This is a genomic window from Streptomyces regalis, from assembly GCF_001509475.1.
Lineage (GTDB): Bacteria > Actinomycetota > Actinomycetes > Streptomycetales > Streptomycetaceae > Streptomyces > Streptomyces regalis.
Map to the genome: position 1 here is coordinate 164,925 of NZ_LLZG01000345.1, position 18,551 is coordinate 183,475.

At 69.8% G+C, this 18,551-nt stretch carries 20 protein-coding genes; 7 read left to right on the forward strand and 13 right to left on the reverse strand.

Features of this window, described 5'->3' with window-relative positions; translation table 11 throughout:
- The first annotated feature begins 45 nt into the window (after positions 1-45).
- Both ADL12_RS29370 and ADL12_RS29375 read left to right on the forward strand, forming a co-directional pair.
- Entirely contained in the window at positions 46-1,368 is a 1,323-nt protein-coding gene (locus ADL12_RS29370; RefSeq protein ID WP_062706970.1) for a 3-oxoacyl-ACP reductase, read from the forward strand.
- Positions 1,368-2,225 (forward strand): MaoC family dehydratase, encoded by an 858-nt coding sequence (locus ADL12_RS29375; protein WP_062706972.1) that lies wholly within the window; start codon positions 1,368-1,370, stop codon positions 2,223-2,225. Before ADL12_RS29370 ends, ADL12_RS29375 begins: the two co-directional genes overlap by 1 nt.
- Here the strand turns inward: ADL12_RS29375 and ADL12_RS29380 are convergent.
- The 10 genes from ADL12_RS29380 to ADL12_RS29425 all read right to left on the reverse strand — a co-directional run bounded on the left by ADL12_RS29380 (position 2,207) and on the right by ADL12_RS29425 (position 10,905).
- A complete protein-coding gene (locus ADL12_RS29380; RefSeq protein WP_062706975.1) occupies positions 2,207-2,869 on the reverse strand; it encodes a TetR/AcrR family transcriptional regulator in 663 nt (220 codons plus the stop codon). The genes ADL12_RS29375 and ADL12_RS29380 overlap by 19 nt on opposite strands.
- A gap of 56 nt (positions 2,870-2,925) precedes the next feature.
- Positions 2,926-4,269, reverse strand: a complete 1,344-nt coding sequence (locus tag ADL12_RS29385) for an SPFH domain-containing protein (RefSeq protein WP_062706976.1) — start codon at positions 4,267-4,269, stop codon at positions 2,926-2,928.
- On the reverse strand, positions 4,266-5,918 hold the full coding sequence (locus tag ADL12_RS29390; protein WP_062706984.1) for an SPFH domain-containing protein: 1,653 nt from the start codon (positions 5,916-5,918) through the stop codon (positions 4,266-4,268). Before ADL12_RS29390 ends, ADL12_RS29385 begins: the two co-directional genes overlap by 4 nt.
- 180 nt (positions 5,919-6,098) lie before the next feature.
- The gene (locus tag ADL12_RS29395; protein ID WP_062706986.1) at positions 6,099-6,413 is read right to left on the reverse strand and encodes a DUF4229 domain-containing protein; all 315 of its coding nucleotides are present in this window, start codon (positions 6,411-6,413) and stop codon (positions 6,099-6,101) included.
- Positions 6,414-6,553: 140 nt separating this feature from the next.
- Complete coding sequence (locus ADL12_RS29400; protein ID WP_062706988.1) at positions 6,554-7,078, reverse strand: GNAT family N-acetyltransferase; 525 nt, start codon at positions 7,076-7,078, stop codon at positions 6,554-6,556.
- A gap of 16 nt (positions 7,079-7,094) precedes the next feature.
- Positions 7,095-7,754 (reverse strand): UdgX family uracil-DNA binding protein, encoded by a 660-nt coding sequence (locus tag ADL12_RS29405; RefSeq protein ID WP_107120055.1) that lies wholly within the window; start codon positions 7,752-7,754, stop codon positions 7,095-7,097.
- A gap of 59 nt (positions 7,755-7,813) precedes the next feature.
- Complete coding sequence (locus ADL12_RS29410) at positions 7,814-8,389, reverse strand: hypothetical protein (protein ID WP_062706990.1); 576 nt, start codon at positions 8,387-8,389, stop codon at positions 7,814-7,816.
- Between the two features lie 24 nt (positions 8,390-8,413).
- Positions 8,414-9,577, reverse strand: a complete 1,164-nt coding sequence (gene mqnE, locus ADL12_RS29415) for an aminofutalosine synthase MqnE (protein ID WP_062706992.1) — start codon at positions 9,575-9,577, stop codon at positions 8,414-8,416.
- A gap of 90 nt (positions 9,578-9,667) precedes the next feature.
- Positions 9,668-10,123: an Lrp/AsnC family transcriptional regulator gene (locus ADL12_RS29420; protein WP_062151692.1), complete on the reverse strand. Its 456-nt coding sequence runs from the start codon at positions 10,121-10,123 to the stop codon at positions 9,668-9,670.
- Positions 10,124-10,221: 98 nt separating this feature from the next.
- Positions 10,222-10,905: a UbiX family flavin prenyltransferase gene (locus ADL12_RS29425; protein WP_079052341.1), complete on the reverse strand. Its 684-nt coding sequence runs from the start codon at positions 10,903-10,905 to the stop codon at positions 10,222-10,224.
- 91 nt (positions 10,906-10,996) lie between these two features.
- On the opposite strand from ADL12_RS29425, the gene ADL12_RS29430 reads away from it, so the two are divergent.
- A complete protein-coding gene (locus ADL12_RS29430; protein ID WP_062706996.1) occupies positions 10,997-11,638 on the forward strand; it encodes a rhomboid family intramembrane serine protease in 642 nt (213 codons plus the stop codon).
- Here ADL12_RS29430 and ADL12_RS29435 read toward each other — a convergent pair.
- Genes ADL12_RS29435 through ADL12_RS29445 form a run of 3 tightly spaced genes read right to left on the reverse strand, consistent with a single transcriptional unit; the run spans position 11,616 to position 14,591 of the window.
- Complete coding sequence (locus ADL12_RS29435; protein WP_062706998.1) at positions 11,616-12,188, reverse strand: Uma2 family endonuclease; 573 nt, start codon at positions 12,186-12,188, stop codon at positions 11,616-11,618. The two genes, ADL12_RS29430 and ADL12_RS29435, sit on opposite strands and share 23 nt — an antisense overlap.
- A 46-nt stretch (positions 12,189-12,234) precedes the next feature.
- Positions 12,235-13,137 (reverse strand): menaquinone biosynthesis prenyltransferase MqnP, encoded by a 903-nt coding sequence (gene mqnP, locus ADL12_RS29440; RefSeq protein ID WP_062707000.1) that lies wholly within the window; start codon positions 13,135-13,137, stop codon positions 12,235-12,237.
- Complete coding sequence (locus ADL12_RS29445; RefSeq protein WP_062707002.1) at positions 13,134-14,591, reverse strand: menaquinone biosynthesis decarboxylase; 1,458 nt, start codon at positions 14,589-14,591, stop codon at positions 13,134-13,136. Before ADL12_RS29445 ends, mqnP begins: the two co-directional genes overlap by 4 nt.
- An 88-nt stretch (positions 14,592-14,679) precedes the next feature.
- Between ADL12_RS29445 and ADL12_RS29450 the strand changes: the two genes are divergently transcribed.
- The 4 genes from ADL12_RS29450 to ADL12_RS29465 all read left to right on the forward strand — a co-directional run bounded on the left by ADL12_RS29450 (position 14,680) and on the right by ADL12_RS29465 (position 18,551).
- Positions 14,680-15,000, forward strand: a complete 321-nt coding sequence (locus tag ADL12_RS29450; protein ID WP_062707004.1) for a PLD nuclease N-terminal domain-containing protein — start codon at positions 14,680-14,682, stop codon at positions 14,998-15,000.
- Positions 15,001-15,093: 93 nt separating this feature from the next.
- Positions 15,094-16,503 carry a purine-cytosine permease family protein gene (locus tag ADL12_RS29455; RefSeq protein ID WP_062707006.1) on the forward strand — a complete coding sequence of 470 codons (1,410 nt, stop codon included), beginning with the start codon at positions 15,094-15,096 and terminating at the stop codon, positions 16,501-16,503.
- Between the two features lie 173 nt (positions 16,504-16,676).
- A complete protein-coding gene (locus ADL12_RS29460; RefSeq protein ID WP_159053328.1) occupies positions 16,677-17,105 on the forward strand; it encodes a hypothetical protein in 429 nt (142 codons plus the stop codon).
- 24 nt (positions 17,106-17,129) lie between these two features.
- Positions 17,130-18,551, forward strand: a complete 1,422-nt coding sequence (locus ADL12_RS29465; protein WP_062707008.1) for a tetratricopeptide repeat protein — start codon at positions 17,130-17,132, stop codon at positions 18,549-18,551.

Here is an 18,551-nt window from a genome sequence, read left to right on the forward strand (position 1 = left end):
CCTTACTTTGGAGTCAGTACGGAGCGCACGGGGAGTGGGACTTACATGGCCGACCGCTATCTGACCTTCACCGGCACAGCACCGGGCCGCTTCCTCACTCGCCGTCTGGGGTTGCCACAACCCGCCGCACTGAAACGCTGGTCACCGGAGCGGCCCGAGTTGCAGGGCGACCGGCTCCTCCTCACCGCCGGCAAGTCGCACCTCGACCTGGCCGATACGGGCCTCGCCCTGACGGGTTCCGCGGAGAAACCTCTGACGGGCACCGCCGAGAAGCCCGCCGCCGTCCTCCTGGACGCCACAGGGGTTCGGGACGTCGAGGCGCTCGCCGAGGTGCACGCGGCCCTCCACCCCGCCGTACGGTCGGTCGCAGAGAGCGGCCGGATCGTCGTGCTCGGCGCACCCCTCGATCCGGCCGACCACCACCAGGCGGCCGCCCAGCAGGCCCTGGAGGGCTTCACGCGCTCGCTCGGCAAGGAGATCGGGCGGGGCCGCACGGTGAATCTCGTACGGCTGACGGACGCGCGCGCCGCCGAGTCGACCCTGCGTTTCCTGCTCTCCCCCAAGTCGGCGTACGTCAGCGGCCAGGTGATCGAGACCGGTGCCTACGACGAGAGCGGGGCGCCCGCCGGCCCCGACCGCCCCCTCACCGGCCGCACCGCCCTCGTCACCGGCGGCGCGCGCGGCATCGGTGAGGCGGTCGCCGGGACGCTGGCCCGGGACGGTGCCCGGGTCGTCGTACTCGACGTGCCGCAGGCCGAACAGGACGCCCGGCGTGTGGCCGACCGGCTCGGCGGCACCGCCCTCACGCTCGACATCACCGCCCCCGACGCGGGCGAGCGGATCGCGGCGGCGCTGCCGGACGGGCTGGACGTCCTGGTCCACAACGCCGGCATCACCCGCGACCGGCGCCTGGTCAACATGCCTGCCGAGCGCTGGAGTTCGGTGCTCGACGTCAACCTCGCGAGCGTGCTGCGCACGACCGACGCGTTGCTGGAGAGCGGGACGCTGAGGCAGGGCGGCCGGATCGTGGCGACGGCGTCGATCGCGGGGCTGGCGGGGAACGCCGGACAGACGAACTACGGGGCGAGCAAGGCGGGGATCGTCGGTCTGGTCCGCGCCCTCGCGCCGCGCGCGCTCGCCGAGCACGGGGTGACGGTCAACGCGGTCGCGCCCGGCTTCATCGAGACGAAGATGACCGCCGCGATTCCCCTCTTCATCCGTGAGGCCGGCCGCCGTATGAACTCCCTCACGCAAGGGGGGCTGCCGGTCGATGTCGCCGAGACGACCGCCTGGCTGGCCGACCCGGCGTCGGGCGCGGTGAACGGCCAGGTCGTCCGGGTCTGCGGCCAGAGCCTGCTGGGGGCCTGATGCAGACCACGCTGACCAGCATCCCGGCACTCGGCCCCCTCCTCGCGCGGGGCGCGCTCCTGTCCCCCTTCAAGCGGCCCCGCCCGGACGCCGACTACCCGCGCACCCGGCTCGAACTTCCCGGTGTGCGCATCGACTTGGCGCGGCTGGCCGCATACGAGCGGGTGTGCGGCTTCCCGACCGGCGACGACTCGCTGCCGCTGACGTATCCGCATGTGCTGGGTTTCCCGCTCGCCATGCGGCTGATGAGCGGCCGGGACTTTCCGCTGCCGCTGCTCGGACTCGTCCATACGTCGATCGAGATCACCCGGCACACGGCAGTGACGGCCACCGGGGAGTACGAACTCGCCGTGCACGTGGACGAGTTGGCGCCGCATCGGCGGGGCACGGAGGTCGGCGTGGTCACCTCGGTGCGGTCGGGCGGGCAGGTGGTGTGGGAGTCCAGGAGCACCTATCTGGCCCGGCATCGCACCGACGGCCGTACGACGGCGGCACCGCCCGTGAAGGACGCACCGGAGCACAAGCCGCTGCCCGCCGTCGCCCAATGGCGGCTCGCCGCCGACGTCGGGCGGCGTTACGGTGCCGCTTCCGGCGACCGCAACCCCATCCACCTCCACCCGCTCACCGCCCGACTGTTCGGCTTCCCCCGGGCCATCGCGCACGGCATGTGGACGGTGGCCCGCTGCCTCGCCGCGCACGGCACACCGGAGGCGGTGCTGGCACGGGCGGAGTTCAAGGCGCCGGTGCTGCTGCCGGGGACGGTGACGTACGCCGCGGAGGGCGGGCGGTTCGAGCTGCGGGGCGGCGGCGGGGATCGCGTCCACCTGGCCGGGGAGGTTTATCCGCTGACCTCGTGAGGGGCGTCCGGCGGTGACCAGGGCCGGCCATCCATGAGGTTGCCGAGGCCCGCCCACGCGAAGTTCATCAAGGTGGCAGCCGCCTGTCTCGCCGTCACACCCGGGGTCGCGTTGGCCCAGGCGGCGAGCGACTCGGCGGCGCCGACCAGGGCTTCGGCCAGGCCGGCGACCTCGCTCTCGGGGAGGTCGGGGTCGCGATGGGCCTCCCGGGCCGCGGCGAGGATCAGCTGCGTCACGAACGCGACGATCTCCGCGCGCATCGCGGCGACCTCGGCGGCGAACGGCTCACCGTGGGTGCGGGCCTGGAGGTGCAGCACGGACCAGCCGTCCGGGTTCTGCGCGGTGTGCGTGAAGAACGCGCCCAGACCTTCCCAGAGTTGGCGGTCGGCGGGCGCGTCGCGCCGGACGCCCGCGCGGACGGCCTCGGTGAGCGCGGCCGCCTCGCGCCGGATGCAGGCGGTGAAGAGGTCTTCCTTCGAGTTGAGGTACAGGTACACGAGCGGCTTGGAGACGCCCGCGAGTTCGGCTATCTCGTCCATCGACGCGGCCATGTACCCCCGCTGGCCGAAGGTCCGCACGGCGGCGTCCAGCATCTGCTGCTCGCGGACGGCGCGCGGCATCCGCTTGGTCTTCACGGCACCCATGCCGTTTAGCGTACGGGCCGGGAGGGCGATCCCACCCGGCCCGCAACCACGCTGACCTACTGCTCGCCGCTTCCGTCGTCCTCGAACCGCGCCAACTGCTGGGCCCACTGCCGCCCGTCGGCCGACGGCAGGGCCGTCAGCCGGGGCAGCAGCTGCGCGGTGAGGAGAGTGGACAGGGCCGAGGTGTCGACGCTCGTGCCGTCGGTCCGTACGACCACCGGCTGCGGGGCCTTGCCGACGAGCTTCGCGCCCACCTCCAGGCGGCGCCGGGCGAGTTCGTACTGCAGGACGGCGCGGTTGTCGCGGTAGGCCGTGGCGAGGGCACGCTGGGCGCGGGCCTCGTTCTCGGCGGCGATCAGACCGCTGCGGCCCCGCGTCTCGATCTCGAACCGCACGCGCTGGGCGTTGGTCTCCTGCTGCTCGAGCAGCTGGGCGACCTCTTCGCGGGCCCGGTTCAGCGCCGCCCTGACCTCGACGATCCGGGCGTCCCGCACCTTCTTGGCACGCTCGATGTCCATGCCCAGCTGGTCGATGCGGCGCTTGCGAATGAGCCCCCACTCCTGGTCGTACGCCGTGCGCTCCTTGGCGACCCGCTCCCGGGTGGCCAGGTGCTGCTGGTACTGCGCCGGCAGCTGCACGTCCGGGATGTTGGAGCCGGTGATGCGCACGCCGTAGCCGGACAGCTGGCGGTTGAGCAGCTCCTGCATGTCGGCCACGTCCGAGCCGCGCAGGTCGTACGCCCGCTCGGTGCGCATCCTCCGCGCCCGCTGCCGGATCGCGTCCTGTACGGCGCTGGAGAGCACCAGGTCGAAGTTGCCCGCGCCGATGGTGCGGACGAACAGCACGGCGTCGGTGATGCGGAACTTCAGGAAGAACTCGATCGAGCGCAGCGGCACGTTCTCCTGTGTCGGGCAGGCCATCACCGGCGCGGAGTACGGGATCTCGGTGGCCACGTCGACGACGAAGTCGACCCGGGACCACGGGTGCCACAGGTAGTGACGGCCGGCGTCCAGGGTGCGGACGACGGCGCCGTAACGGGTCAGCACGCCGTTCGTGCCCTGCTCGATCTCGACGATCGAGGAGCGCCACCACCACAGCGCGCCGATCAGCAGCAGGACGACGCCGCCGACGAAGGAGAGGGTGGCGAGGGTGTCGTAGGCGAGGTCCCCGGCGGTCGACTCGGAGTCCGCGGCGCCCAGCGTCAGCATCACGCCCATGAACAGGGCATAGACACCGAGCCACAGCGGCAGCATCCACCACAGGCGGCGCCGGTGGCGGGGGATGATGACCGGGATCAGAGTGTCGGCCTCGCCGCCGCGCAGCAGTCGCGCGATGTCGCTCCAGGGGGCGACCTTCTCGGAGATGACCGACCGGCGGTGGGAGGAACGGGCGGTGCTCACTGGGCGGCCTCCTCGGAGACGTCGGCGCTGTCGGCGCTGTCGGCCGATTCGGGCCGGTCGGGCTGGTCGGGCTGGTCGGGTGCCTGCGGCACCGTGGGCCGGTCGGCGGCCAGCAGCGCGCCGATCTCCGCCTCGCGCGCGGCGATCCGCTCGGACACCTCGGTGAGACGCGCCCGCACGGCGGCCGTGTCCTCCTCGGTGAACAGCTCCGTGCCGCGCTCGCCGATCAACTCGCGGGCCAGCTCCAGGAAGTCGATCCCCGCGTCCGCCGTGCCGCCGATGCGCACCAGCCGCGGCAGATGGTCGGCGACCTGCTCCAGCGTGTCCAGCACCTGCTGCTGGTAGCGGTACTCCAGGATCTCCGGCGCCTCCGCGGCGGTCACCGCGCGGATGTCGAGGGCCTGCGCCTCCAAGAGGGCCGCGTTCGCCTTCGCCTCCGACTCGGCCTGGACGTAGCGCTGCCGGGCGAGCGCCTCGGCACGGTTGGTCTCGCGCTCCACGGCGGTGTCCATCTGCGCCTGGTACTGGGCGATGTCGGCCTGGATCGCGGAGAGCGTCTCCAGGCTGGAGGCGAGTTCCCGGGTGAGGTCACCCTCGTCCTGCTCCTTGCGGAGCTGGAGCGCGTACTCGTGCGTGTACGCCTCCTTGGCCACCCGCACCATCTCGGGCGCCGCCAGGTCCATGCGGTAGCGCTGGTCGGAGGGTTCGGCGTGGGTGATGTTGGCGTTGGTCAGCTCGACGGCCGGGCGGAACTGCTGGTTGAGCTGCTCCAGCAGGCGGCCGGTGTCCTCGCCGACCATGTCGTAGATCCCGGCGGCCTCCTGCTCGTAGATGAGGCTGCGGATGGTCTCGCTCACCGCGTTGCTCAGCTTCTCCTCGAAGCCGCGCACCGCGCCCAGCGTGTAGACGAACTCGGTGGGGTCGCTGATCCGGAACTGGATGAACAGGTCGATCGACGCCTTCACGCCACCCTTGGTCGGCGCCTCGCGCACCGGCGCGTTGAACGGGTACTCGATCGTGGTGTTGACGATGTACGACACCCGCTTCCACGGGCTCAGCAGCACGACGCGGCCCGGTCCGACGATCTTCTCCAGCTTGCCGAACCGGGTGATCATCGCCTGGCAGCCGTCCGGCACCATGACCATGCCCTGGCGCCACCACACGAAGGCGACGGCGCCCAGCGAGATGACCCAGTAGTGCACGCCGAACAGCGGGTTGGTCAGGACGTCGGCACCGGCCGCCCCCACGATTCCCGCACCCACCGCGCCCAGCACGAGCAAGGTCAGCACCGGCAGCATGGAGAAGATCGAGCGGCCCTTGGGGATCACCATCGGGCAGATGGCGTGCACCATCTCGGCGCCCTCGCGCACCTGCTCGCTACGGCCGAGCGCCTCCCCGGCCTCGTCCAGCGGCACGGTCTTCTGCCGCATGACGGTGGCGGTGGAGCCGCCCTGTTCCCGGGCGGCCGGGAAGTCGGCCGGGTCGATGCCCTGGCCCTGCGCGTCGTGCCCCTCGCCGCCGTCCGCCCGTGTGCCGCGTCCGCCGATCTGCCGCTGCAGTTCCTCCTGCGCGGCGGTCCGCGGATTGGTGCCGGATGCGACGGCCTCGGCCACGCGTCGTGCGCCCTGCTTGGCGCGCGCTCGTGCCACGGTTCCCCCTTGTGTTGCGTTGCCCGTCGGATGCGGGTCCTACTGGTGGTACACCGGTCAGCCCGATGTGGTTCCAGTCATCTCACATCATGATCCGGACAAAGATAAGGGGGGCGACCCGCACAGTTACCCATCGGCATCACTGCCGGGTCCCGGAAGAGACGTGGCGGTACGGCGGTCCTACGAGGCCTGGGAAGAAGCCTGGCCCTGCGCCCGAGCCACCTCGTCGACCACGTCGTCCTCCTGGCTGCGGTTGGCCTCCAGGTTGGCCTTCACCCGGTCGACCTTCTGGACGATCCGCTCGGAGGCGCGGTCGCGCTCCTTGCGCAGGACGACGAAGCTGATGGGGGCCGAGATCACCAGGGCGAGCAGGATGATCCACATGCCGTTGGAGTCACCGAGGCCGCGCGGCGCGATACCCGAGTAGACGAGGCCCCAGACGACCACGAGGCAGCCCACGAAGATTCCGAGGCGCATCAGTGTGTAGCGGAGCATCTCAATCCACTCTTCCGATTCCAAAAAGGGCCACTGTCCAGTGAAGCACGCTGGACAGCCGATCTTGCAGGGGGGTCGGCAGCGGGTCAGGGGTCAGCAGTTGGCCAGGCATCTGCAGTGGGTCAGGCATCTGCAGTGGGTCAGACAAGTGGCAGCCACATGAGCACGTCGTCGCGGTCGTCGTCCGGCGCGACGCGGATGGCGCCGGGAATCCGGCCGACCTCCTTGTAGCCGCAGGAGGCGTAGAACCGCTCCAGGCCGAGGCCGCCGCGGCAGCTGAGCTGGATCGCCTCGATGCCGTCGAAGGTGCGGGCGGCCTGCTCGGCGGCGTCGAGAAGGTCGCGGCCGTAGCCCTTGCCCTGGTGCCGGGGGTGCACCATCACCGTGTACAGCCAGGCCCAGTGGGTCTTGAGGCGGTGCGTGTTGAAGCCGAAGAACGCGGTCGCGGCCAGTCGGCCCTCCTCGTCGTGGCCGGCGAGCAGCCGCATCCGCCCGTCCGCCATGGCCGCGAAGTGGTGGACCAACTCCGGCCGTATCGCCTCCCGCGTCACCGGCGCCACGAAGCCGACGGCGCCGCCCGCGTTGGTGACGTCCGTCCACAGGTCGAGGATGCCGTCACGGAGGTCGGGAGTGACGGAGGGGTCGAGAGTGAAGGTAAGGGACACTGCACCATCGTAGCCATTACGACAGCGCCCGTGCCGCCACCTTCAGATCCGAGACCAACCCCTCGTACGCCGCCTTCCGGTCCGCGTCGTCCTGCGCCCGCAGTACCGACGACGGATGCACCGTCGCCACCAGCTTCTCCTGCCGGCCGTGGATCTCCCGCTCCAGCAGCGCCCCGCGCACCTCGCCGACCCGGAACGACGAGCCGAGCAGCGCCTTGCCCGCGGTCGCCCCCAGGACAACGATCAACTCGGGTTCGACGACGGCCAGCTCGGCGGCCAGCCAAGGCCCGCATGCGGTCATCTCACGCAGGGTCGGTGCCTTGTGGATGCGGCGCTTGCGGGGTTCGGTCCGGGTGAACTTGAAGTGCTTGACGGCGTTCGTGACATAGGCCTCGGCGGGGTCGATACCGGCCTCTTCCAACGCGCGGTCCAGGAGGCGGCCGGCGGGGCCCACGAACGGTTTGCCCTGGCGGTCCTCCTGGTCGCCGGGCTGCTCGCCGACGAGCATCACGCGCGCGTGGGCGTTTCCGGCACCGAAGACGGTCTGCGTGGCGTCCCGGTGCAGGGGGCAGCCCCGGCATTCGGCGGCGGCGCGGCGAAGGGCGGGGAGACCGCCACGGTCCGGAAGGAAGGGTTCGGCGGTGTAGGCGTCCTCGGGTGCCTTCGTGGTCACCATGCCCGACGGGTACCCCGGTTGCCGGGAGTGTCCCAACCCAGGGGCATCCGATGGCGCCCTCAGCCCGATTGATCGACTCCGTGAACGAGGGGAAATCTCCGGGCGCGGACTCGTCCTTCCTCACCGTCGAAGTCGTACTCGTCGACAACGAGGAAGCCGTGTTCGACCCTGGGGAACGATGCCAGGAGAGAATCGGCGTCCACGCACACGATCGGCTTCAGATCCGAGCCGATCACCCACACCCTCTTGGCACTGGCGATCACGACGGCACCGCCCTCCGGCAGAGCGGAGACACCCGATACTTCCAGCGACGGTCTGCCTACGGGCTTCAGCTCGTAGGAGGTTGTCACCGCACCGTTCGCGGCACTGAGGATCAGGGCTGTCGTGTCCCCGAGAAGTACCAGCGTGTCCGTGGCCGCCCACTGGAGACAGCCGTAGTCGCTGGTCTGCGAATCGGCGTGTCGAAGAATCGGATCCTCACCGAGATCGCCGAGATCCGCCTCCCAGACAAGGGCGCCGAAGCCGTCCTCCCGCCGGATCCTCAGGTGCTCCCGGTCATCGATCGCACCGCGCAGGACATCACCATCGGGCAGTGGAACGACCGCTTCTCCGCCGAATGTAACCCTCCGGGACACCCCGTCACCAGCCGCAGTCGGCCGTCAGACCCGCATCGGCTGCGGCGACTCCCGCCGCGCCGGGTCCGGGCCGTCGTACTCCCGGATGATCTCGTACCGCGTGTTGCGCTCCACCGGACGGAAGCCCGCGTCCCTGATCAGGTCCAGCAGGTCCTCGCGGGTCAGCTTGTTCGGGGTGCCGAAGTTGTCCGCGTCGTGTGTGATCTTGTACTCGACGACCGAGCCGTCCATGTCGTCGGCGCCGTGCTGGAGGGCGAGTTGGGCGGTCTGGACGCCGTGCATGACCCAGAAGACCTTGACGTGCGGGACGTTGTCGAAGAGGAGACGGGAGACGGCGAAGGTCTTCAGGGCCTCGGCGCCGGTGGCCATCTGGGTGCGGGCCTGCAGGCGGTTGCGGACCTTGCCGTCCTTCACGTCGACGAAGTCGTGCTGGTAGCGCAGCGGGATGAAGACCTGGAAGCCGTTCGTCTCGTCCTGGAGTTCGCGCAGGCGCAGGACGTGGTCGACGCGGTGGCGGGGCTCCTCGATGTGGCCGTAGAGCATGGTGCAGGGCGTCTTGAGGCCCTTTTCGTGCGCCAGGCGGTGGATGCGGGACCAGTCCTCCCAGTGGGTCTTGTGGTCCACGATGTGCCGGCGGACCTCCCAGTCGAAGATCTCGGCACCGCCGCCGGTCAGCGACTCCAGCCCCGCGTCGATGAGTTCGTCGAGGATCTCGGAGGCCGAGAGCCCGGAGATCGTCTCGAAGTGGTGGATCTCCGTCGCCGTGAAGGCCTTCAGCGAGACGTCCGGGAGGGCGGCCTTCAGCTCGCGCAACGAGCGCGGGTAGTAGCGCCACGGCAGGTTCGGGTGCAGGCCGTTGACGATGTGGAGCTCGGTGAGGTTCTCCGACTCCATCCCCTTGGCGAGCTTGACGGCCTCCTCGATGCGCATCGTGTACGCGTCCTTCTCGCCCGGCTTGCGCTGGAAGGAGCAGTACGCGCAGGAGGCCGTACAGACGTTGGTCATGTTGAGGTGCCGGTTGACGTTGAAGTGCACGATGTCGCCGTTCTTGCGCGTGCGCACCTCGTGTGCGAGCCCGCCGAGCCACGCCAGGTCGTCCGACTCGTACAGCGCGATGCCGTCCTCGCGGGACAGCCGCTCACCGGAGCGGACCTTCTCCTCCAGCTCGCGCTTGAGCCCGACGTCCATGCTCACACCTCTCCTGGTCTCCTGGACAGACTTCGTAAACCGTACTCCCCACCCTCCGGGCGGGAGGTGCCCCCATACGGCGCTACGCGCCTACGCCTCCTCAGGGAGCTCCCCGACCCGGTTCTCCCACTTCGTGGAGAGCACGATCGTCGTACGGGTCCGGGACACGCCCGTGGTCCCGCTGAGCCGCCGGATGATCTTCTCCAGCCCGTCCACGTCGGCCGCGCGCACCTTGAGCATGTACGAGTCGTCGCCCGCGATGAACCAGCAGTCCTCGATCTCGCCCAGGTCCCGCAGGCGGTTCGCCACGTCCTCGTGGTCGGTGGCGTCGGAGAGCGAGATGCCGATCAGGGCGGTGACGCCGAGGCCGAGCGAGGCGGCGTCGACGGTGGCGCGGTAGCCGGTGATGACGCCGGCCGCCTCCAGCCGGTTGATGCGGTCGGTGACACTGGGTCCTGACAGGCCGACGAGGCGTCCCAGCTCCGCGTAGGAGGCCCGGCCGTTCTCCCTCAGGGCCTGGATGAGCTGCCTGTCCACCGCGTCCATGCGATTCGAAGCCTTCCACTGAAGAGGTCTTGACGAGTTCTGACGAGTTCCTGAAGTGCTGAGTACTGCTGGTGTCGCGTGATGCTGCCGGGTGGCGCTCAGGTGGGGTGTGCGCCGCCGCCGAGTTCGCCCTTCCAGCGGCGGTAGAGCCGGTGCTCGACGCCCGCCGCGTCCAGGACGCGTCCGGCGACGAAGTCGACCAGGTCCTGGATGTGGGTCGCCCCCGCGTAGAAGGCGGGCGAGGCGGGCACGACGGTTGCCCCCGCGTCGTCCAGCGTCACCAGGTGCCGCAGCGTCTGCCCGCCCAGAGGCGTCTCCCGTACGGCGACGACGAGCTTGCGCCCCTCCTTCAGGGTCACGCTCGCCGACCGCTGCAACAGGTCCTTGGACAGGCCCAGCGCGACACCGGCTACGCACGCGGTGGAGGCGGGCACGATCAGCATGCCCTTCGTCGGGTACGACCCCGAGGACGGCCCGGCGGCGAGATCGCCGGCGTTCCAGTACCGGACGCCCTCGATGTCGGCGTCGAAGGTGCCGGGCTTGCCGTCGGCGCCCCGGGCGAGCCACTCCCGCAGGTCGTCCTGCCAGTGCCCGTCCCGGAACGAAATGCCCGTCTCGTCGAGCAGCGTGAGCCGCGACGCCCGGCTGACGACCAGGTCGACGCTCTCCCCCGCGGCGAGGAGCGCGCGCAGCACCGCGGCGGCGTATGGGGTGCCGGAAGCGCCGGACACCCCTACGATCCAAGGCGCACGCGGCGTCTCTCCTGGCTTGACTGGGTTCACGACACCGAGCCTATCCGGCGTCGCGGGGTGGGAACCGACCAAGGGGGACCGGGCGTTCCCTGGAGGGGACGAGTTGGGTGGTGGGGTTGCCATGGCGGGTACGTCGGGTGGGTCGGGTACGTGGGGTGCCGAGCGCGAGTGGTCGCGGGGTGACCGTGCGCGGACGGCCGCCAAGCTGATGCTGGGCTGGCTGGCGCTGCTGTGGCTGCTGGAAGTGGCCGACGTGATCAGCGGGCACACCCTGGACGGCTTCGGCATCGTCCCGCGCACCCCGTCCGAGCTGGTGGACGTGGTCCCGGCCTCCTTCATCCACTTCGGCTTCGCCCACCTCGCCGCGAACAGCGTGCCGCTGCTGGTCCTCGGGTTCCTGGCCGCCCTCGGCGGCATACGCCGGTTCGTCGCCGTCTGCGCCCTGATCGTCGTCGCCGACGGCCTCGGCGTGTGGCTGATATCGCCGTCCGGCACCAACACCGCGGGCGCCTCCGGCCTGATCTTCGGCCTCTTCGGCTTCCTCCTGGTCACCGGCTTCGTCGAGCGCCGCCCGCTCGGCGTCCTGGTCGGCCTGCTGGTGGCGGCGATCTGGGGCGGCTCCATGCTGGCGGGCCTCGCCCCGACCCAGTCCGGCGTCAGCTGGCAGGGGCATCTGGTGGGGCTGGTGGCGGGAGTGGCGGCGGCGTTCGTGCTGCGGCGCCGGTCGACTGGGCCGGCGCTCAGGGCCGGGGGCGGGCTTTAGGGTCGACGGGGAGGCCGGCGGTGGGGACCGTCAGCTTGCCGAGCGGGGAGTCGACGGTGAGGTCGGGGCCGTAGGGGATGGTGTCGCGGCCTCGGTAGCCCTGGGGGCCGGGGTTCCACATCGTGACGCAGTGGCCCTTCAGCGGGTCGAAGATCAGGTAGTTGGCGATGCCGCGAGAGGCGTACCAACGAGGCTTGACCTTGTAATCGCGGCGGATGCTGCCCTGGGAGACAACTTCGACGACCAGCTCGATGAGATCCGGGGAGTACGCACCTTCGTTCTTCGCCGCTTCCGAGGCCGGAATGACGGCCAGATCGGGGCAGAATTCGTTGTCCTCGTCGAAGGGGAACGCGACATCACTGGTGAAGTCCCACTCCGCGCTCAACTGCGCCTCAAGTTCGTTCCAGACGAGGCGGATGGTCTTGGCGTGGTGGGGCTTGACCGGACTCGTCATGATGTTGCCCTCGACGATCTCCATGTGATAGCCGGGGAACATGTCCTCGAACCGGCTGAGCTGCGAGTGCAGGCGGTCAAGGTCCGAGACGGTCACGGTGGCCTCCCTGGAGTCCTGCGCTCGATGGTAGGCCGCACCGTACTTACACGGTCAGACCCCGAACCAAGAGATCAAGCAGCGCACACACGAACAGGGCAATCCCGATGAACCCATTGACGCTGAAGAACGCCCGGTTCAGGCGGGACAGGTCATGCGGGCGGACGATCGAGTGCTCGTACACGAACGCGCCGGCCACGACCAGCAGGCCCAGCCAGAAGAAGGCGCCCGCGTCCGTGGCGAGGGCGTACCAGACGAGCAGGGCCGTCGTGATCGCATGGCACACCCGCGCTCCCCAGATCGCCGCCGGGATGCCGAAGCGGGCCGGGACCGACATGACGCCGGTCTCGCGGTCGGTGTCGACGTCCTGGCAGGCGTAGATCAGGTCGAAGCCGCCGATCCAGATGCCCACCGCCAGGCCGAGGATCACCGCGTCCCAGGACCAGGTGCCGGTGATGGCCAGCCAGCCGCCGACCGGGCCCATCGCCTGGGCGAGGCCCAGGATGGCCTGGGGGAAGTTCGTGAACCGCTTGCCGTAGGGGTAGACCACCATCGGGATCACCGCGATGGGGGCCAGGGCCAGGCACAGCGGGTTCAGCAGGGCCGCCGAGCCCAGGAAGATCACCAGGGCGATCAGGGCACCCGTCCAGGCGTGGCGGACCGACATCGCGCCCGTCACCAGCTCGCGGTGCGCCGTACGCGGATTGCGTGCGTCGATCTCGCGGTCGATGATCCGGTTCACGGCCATCGCGAACGTCCGCAGGCCGACCATGCAGATGGTCACCAGCAGCAGCCGCCCCCAGTGGATGTTCCTGTCCAGCTGGTACATCGCGGTGAGGGCGGCGATGTACGCGAAGGGCAGCGCGAACACCGAATGCTCGATCATGACGAGGCGGAGGAACGCCTTCGTGCGTCCTGGCTGCGGAATCGCGGCGGAGGCGCTGCTCACAGGCCGTACTCCTTCCAGCGGCGGTCGACCTTCGCCGCCGTCTCCGGGTCGGACTCCACCATGTCGGGCCAGCCACCGTCGCGCGTGTAGCCCTCTTCGGGCCACTTCTTCGTCGCGTCGATCCCCGCCTTGCCGCCCCAGAACTGCTGGTAGGAGGCGTGGTCGAGGTGGTCGACGGGGCCTTCGACGACCGTGAGGTCACGGGCGTAGTCGGTGTTGCCGAGGGCCCGCCAGGCGATCTCGTGCAGGTCGTGGACGTCGCAGTCGGAGTCGACGACCACGATCAGCTTGGTCAGGGACATCATGTGGGCGCCCCAGATCGCGTGCATCGTCTTCTGCGCGTGCTTGGGGTACTTCTTGTCGATCGACACGATCGCGCAGTTGTGGAAACCGCCGGCTTCCGGCAGGTGGTAGTCCACGATGTCCGGGACGATGATCTTGAGCAGCGGCAGGAAGAAGCGTTCCGTCGCACGGCCCAGGGGTCCGTCCTCCGTCGGAGGCCGGCCTACGACGATCGACTGGAGAAGGGGTCGACGGCGCATCGTCACGCAGTCGATCTTCAGCGCGGGGAAGGGCTCCTGCGGCGTGTAGAAGCCGGTGTGGTCGCCGAAGGGGCCTTCCGGCAGCATCTCGCCGGGCTCCAGCCAGCCCTCCAGCACGACCTCCGCCTGCGCCGGGACCTGGAGCGGGACCGTCTTGCAGTCCACCATCTCGATCCGCTTACCGGCGACGAATCCCGCGAACAGGTACTCGTCGATGTCGCCGGGGAGCGGGGCGGTGGAGGCGTAGGTCACGGCGGGCGGGCACCCGAAGGCGATGGCGACCGGCAGCCGCTCCCCTCGCCTCGCCGCCACCTGGTAGTGGTTGCGGCTGTCCTTGTGGATCTGCCAGTGCATGCCGATCGTGCGCCTGTCGTGGCGCTGGAGGCGGTACAGGCCCAGATTCCGTACGCCGCTCTCCGGGTCCTTGGTGTGCGTGAGCCCCAGGTTGAAGAAGGAGCCGCCGTCCTTGGGCCAGGTGAACAGGGCCGGGAGACGGTCCAGATCCACCTCGTCGCCCTGCAGCACGACCTCCTGCACCGGCGCGCTGTCCGACTTCACCTTCTTCGGCGGTACGTGCGTCATCGCGCCGAGCTTCCCGAAGGCCTCGCGGACCCCCACGAACCCGTGCGGCAGCTCGGGCTTGAGCAGCCCGCCGATCTTGTCGGAGATGTCGCCGTACGACTTCAGGCCCAGGGCCTTGAGCAGCCGGCGGTCGGTCCCGAAGACGTTCATCGCGAGGGGCATCGACGACCCCTTCACGTTTTCGAAGAGCAGCGCGGGACCGCCGGACTTCTGGACGCGGTCGACGATCTCCCCGACCTCCAGATACGGATCGACCTCAGCCTTGACGCGCTTGAGGTCGCCTTCGCGCTCCAGCGCCCTGAGCAGGGAACGAAGATCGTCGTAAGCCATGGGGTCAAGTATCCCCGAGCGGCTACCCTGGCCCTGAACCCGGGGGCCGTGCCCCCGGCCCCGACGACCGTTTCGCTGGAGAGGGCCCATGCTCCGGGTGCTGATGTTTCTCGTGCCACTGGCGCTGAGCGTGTACGCGTTCATCGACTGCATCAGCACGAAGGAGGACGACATCCGCCACATGCCCAAGCCGCTGTGGGCGATCCTCGTCCTGGTGTTTCCGCTGGTCGGCTCGATCTCCTGGCTGATCGCGGGCAAGAAGCGCAGCCCGGCCGCCGACGGCTGGTCCGGTGTGCGGGACCGCCGGCGTCAGCAGTGGGTCGCCCCCGACGACAACCCCGAGTTCCTGAAGTCCCTGGACGAGGACGACGACAAGAAGAAGGACGACAAGAAGGACGACGGGCAGTAGCCCATGTCCGTACAGCTTGTACGCCGCTGAGCCGTCCGAAGCGGACAATGCGTCCCTGGGCCGGGGCGGGTCCTGGTCGGAGACTTGGCTCGCATGACGACTGCTCCCGCCGGGCCGGCCGGCACGATCACCCCCGAGTACGGCGACAAGGTCATCGCCGTCGAGACGGCGGGCTCCGAACCCATCCCGGACGCCGAACGCCACGGCAGCCCGCGCCAGTTGCTGTGGACGTGGGCCTCCCCGAACATCGAGTTCGCGACCGTCTACATCGGCGTGATCTCGGTCCTGTTCTTCGGCCTGAGCTTCTGGCAGGCGACGGCGGCGCTGCTGCTGGGCACGGCGCTGGGGGCGGTGACGCACGGCATCCTGTCGCTGGACGGGCCGCGGTTCGGTGTCCCGCAGATGGCGATCGGCCGGTTCTCCTTCGGTTACCGGGGCAATCTGCTGCCGTCGGGGGTGAACGCACTCGTCGCCGGTGTCGGCTGGTTCGCCGTGAACAGCGTGAGCGCGGCCTTCGCGCTGAACACACTGACGGGCCTGCGCCCGCTGCCCTCCCTCTTGCTGGTGGTCGTCGCCGAGATCGTGATCGGCTTCATCGGCCACAACTTCGTGCACGCCTTCGAGAAGTACGCGTTCCCGGCGCTCGCGGTCGTCTTCCTGCTGGCCGGCGTCTGGACCTTCAAGGAGGCCGACCTGAGCGGCGGCGGCACGGGCGGCGGCATCGGCGGCTTCCTGCTGGCGTTCAGCGCCGCGTGGGGATACGCGGCGGGCTGGAACCCGGGCGCGTCGGACTACTCGCGCTACCTGCCGCGTACGGCGAACCGCTTCAAGACGGTGCTCTACCCGGCCGTAGGCCTCTTCGTCTCGATCGCGATCGTGTCGGTGATCGGCGCGGCCTCGGCGACGATCGTCGCACCGCAGGACGCCACTCCGACGGCCGCCTTCACGGGCCATCTCCCGGGCTGGCTCAGCGACCCGGTCCTCCTGGCCATCATCCTGGGCGCGATCTCCGCGAACGCCCTGAACATCTATTCCTCCGCCATGTCGGTCACCTCGCTCGGCCTCAAGCTCCCGCCGTGGCTCGGCCGCAGTGCCATCGTGGTGCTCGCGGGTCTCGCCGGTACGGCGGCGGCGTGGTCGTCACTCGCGGACGCGGGGCACGCGTACGAGGCGTTCCTGCTGGTGATCGCGTACTGGATCGGACCGTGGCTGGGGATCGTGCTGGTCGAGCGGTGGCTGCAGTCCCGTACGCCGCACGAGGCGTCGGCCGAGCGGCTCGGCGACCGCACTTTTTCCAACTGGCCCGGAATCTCCGCCCTGTTGATCGGCATCGCGGTGTCCGTGCCGCTCTTCTCCAACCAGGAGAAGTACGTCGGCTGGGTCCCGGAGAAGTGGCCGGCGTTCGGGGACATCACGTGTCTGGTCGGGTTCGTGGTGAGTGCGGGGCTGTACGGGCTGCTGCGCAGGCGTCGGCAGGACCGGAAGACAGCCGGTTCCCACTGACTGGCCCGGAATACAAATGAGTTGAGCTTGTGAATGTTGCGAGCCCGCAGGTCCGGGACCTGCGTGGGCTCGCGACCGCGCAGCGTTCGGGGACTTCGCACCCTTGCGGCCACTCATGCCACGTGCTGTCATCACACGGTCACTCAAGTCGCCTGGGCCTCAGGGGGAAAGCCATGGCCGGACGTCGTCGCCTGAGAGAAGAGATACGTCAGGCCGAACGGATGGCCCGCGCCGTCCCGAACGCGCGGCAGAGGGCAGCCGCTCTGACCGACCTCGCCGTCCAGGTGGCCATCGGCGCGGGCGACATCGCCGAGGCCGAACGCATCGCGAACTCCGTCACCTACGAGGACCAAGTCGTACAGAACGGCCGGGACTTCTCGGTGCGCGTACTGGCCGAGCAGTTGGTCGCCGTCAATGCCCGTGAAGCCGAACGCATCGCGCTGACCATCAGGACAGATCACGAACGGGACGAGGCGTTCGCCAACATGGCTAGGACGCTGGCGACGACCGACAAGCGCACCGCCAAGCGACTGATCGAGCACATCGGCATGGCCCCCGTGAAGGAGAGCATGCTGCACGATCTCGCCAAGGGCCGCCTTTGAGCCGTCGCAACGAACGGGGGACGGATGGAAGAGCAGGCGGAACAGCGGTACCGCGAAGCCGCCGAGGGCGGCGACCCGGACGCGATGATCCAGCTGGGGTGGCTGCTCCAGCAGCGGGAGGACCGCTCCGAAGCCGAGCGGTGGTATCGGCGAGCCGCCGAGGCCGGGCATGCCGAGGGCATGTTCCGCTTCGGAGGGATGCTGCAGGAGCGCGGGGAGTCCGCCGAGGCCGAGCGCTGGAGTCGTCAGGCCGCCGGCGCGGGGAACGTGCATGCGATGGGTAGCGTGGGATACGTCCTGGAGGAGCGCGGCGATCTCGCGGGCGCCCAGGAGTGGTACCGCAAGGGGGCCGATCGTGGTGACGCCTTCTCGATGCGGCGCGGTGGGCTTCTGCTGGAGCAGAGCGGCCGCCTGGCCGAAGCGCAGGAGTGGCTGCGCAGAGCGGCGGACTGTACGGGCTCGGGCCAGCTTCTGGCGCAGGGCGATGCGATGAGGGATCTCGCGCGCCTCGCCGTCCAGCGCGGTGACTCGGCCGAGGCGGAGCGGCTGCTGCGGGAGGCCGCCGCGAGGCTGGCGAAGGCGGACGACGTGCCCGAGAAGCAGGGGTACGCGCTCATGGCCGATCTGCTGACTCTGCTCGCCTCCCTGCTGCGGGAGCGTGGCGAGTCGGCCGAGGCCGAGAAGTTCCTCCGGTGGGCCGCCGACAACGGGCACGCCCCCGCGATGCTCGAACTCGGGGGGTTGCTCGAGGAGCAGGGACGGCCCGCCGAAGCCGAGGAATGGCACCGGCGAGGGGCCGAGGCCGGACATCTCCGCTCGGCACTGATGCTGGCTTTGCTGCTGGTGGAGCAGCGGCGTCCGGCCGAGGCGGAACAGTGGTTCCGGCAGGCAGCCGAGGCGGGGGTGCCGACGGCGATGGACTTCCTGGGCACCCTGCTGGAGGAGCGAGGGGACTTGGCCGAGGCGGAACAGTGGTACCGGGAGGCCGCCGAGGCCAGGATCGACCGTTCGATGCTCCGGCTGGCTTATCTGCTCGAAAAGCGCGGCACCCTGGCCGACGCGCTGCACTGGTACCGGAAGTCTGCCGCCACCGGAAACGACTGGGCCATGGTCAAAGCGGGGGCGCTGGCGGGGCGGCAGGGGGACTTGGACGAAGCCGATCAGTGGTACGAGCAAGCCGCCCAGGCGGGGAACGAATCCGGCATGTACCTGGTGGCCAACCTGCGAATGAATCGCGGCGAGCTGGAGGATGCCGAGATGTGGTTCCGCAGGGGATCCGCCGTCGGCAACGGCAGCTGTATGGCGATGCTCGGGATCCTCCTGGCCACGCGGGGGGACGTGGCTGCCGGGGAGCAGTGGTGCCGGCGGGCGGTCGACGCCGGGGTGGCCAACGCCGTAACCGACATGAAGGCCGTACTGGAAGCACAGCATGGGCCCGGGGTCTGA

Bases quoted from the DNA above. Each gene is read 5' to 3' on its own strand.
- ADL12_RS29420 (WP_062151692.1), bottom strand. From the start codon at position 10,123: ATGGACGCGGTGGACAGGCAGCTCATCCAGGCCCTGAGGGAGAACGGC.
- mqnE (WP_062706992.1), bottom strand. From the start codon at position 9,577: ATGGACGTCGGGCTCAAGCGCGAGCTGGAGGAGAAGGTCCGCTCCGGT.
- ADL12_RS29405 (WP_107120055.1), bottom strand. From the start codon at position 7,754: ATGGTGACCACGAAGGCACCCGAGGACGCCTACACCGCCGAACCCTTC.
- ADL12_RS29380 (WP_062706975.1), bottom strand. From the start codon at position 2,869: ATGGGTGCCGTGAAGACCAAGCGGATGCCGCGCGCCGTCCGCGAGCAG.
- ADL12_RS29445 (WP_062707002.1), bottom strand. From the start codon at position 14,591: ATGGCTTACGACGATCTTCGTTCCCTGCTCAGGGCGCTGGAGCGCGAA.
- ADL12_RS29375 (WP_062706972.1), top strand. From the start codon at position 1,368: ATGCAGACCACGCTGACCAGCATCCCGGCACTCGGCCCCCTCCTCGCG.
- ADL12_RS29455 (WP_062707006.1), top strand. From the start codon at position 15,094: ATGACGACTGCTCCCGCCGGGCCGGCCGGCACGATCACCCCCGAGTAC.
- ADL12_RS29465 (WP_062707008.1), top strand. From the start codon at position 17,130: ATGGAAGAGCAGGCGGAACAGCGGTACCGCGAAGCCGCCGAGGGCGGC.
- ADL12_RS29370 (WP_062706970.1), top strand. From the start codon at position 46: ATGGCCGACCGCTATCTGACCTTCACCGGCACAGCACCGGGCCGCTTC.
- ADL12_RS29460 (WP_159053328.1), top strand. From the start codon at position 16,677: ATGGCCGGACGTCGTCGCCTGAGAGAAGAGATACGTCAGGCCGAACGG.
- ADL12_RS29450 (WP_062707004.1), top strand. From the start codon at position 14,680: ATGCTCCGGGTGCTGATGTTTCTCGTGCCACTGGCGCTGAGCGTGTAC.
- ADL12_RS29430 (WP_062706996.1), top strand. From the start codon at position 10,997: ATGGCGGGTACGTCGGGTGGGTCGGGTACGTGGGGTGCCGAGCGCGAG.
- ADL12_RS29395 (WP_062706986.1), bottom strand. From the start codon at position 6,413: ATGCTCCGCTACACACTGATGCGCCTCGGAATCTTCGTGGGCTGCCTC.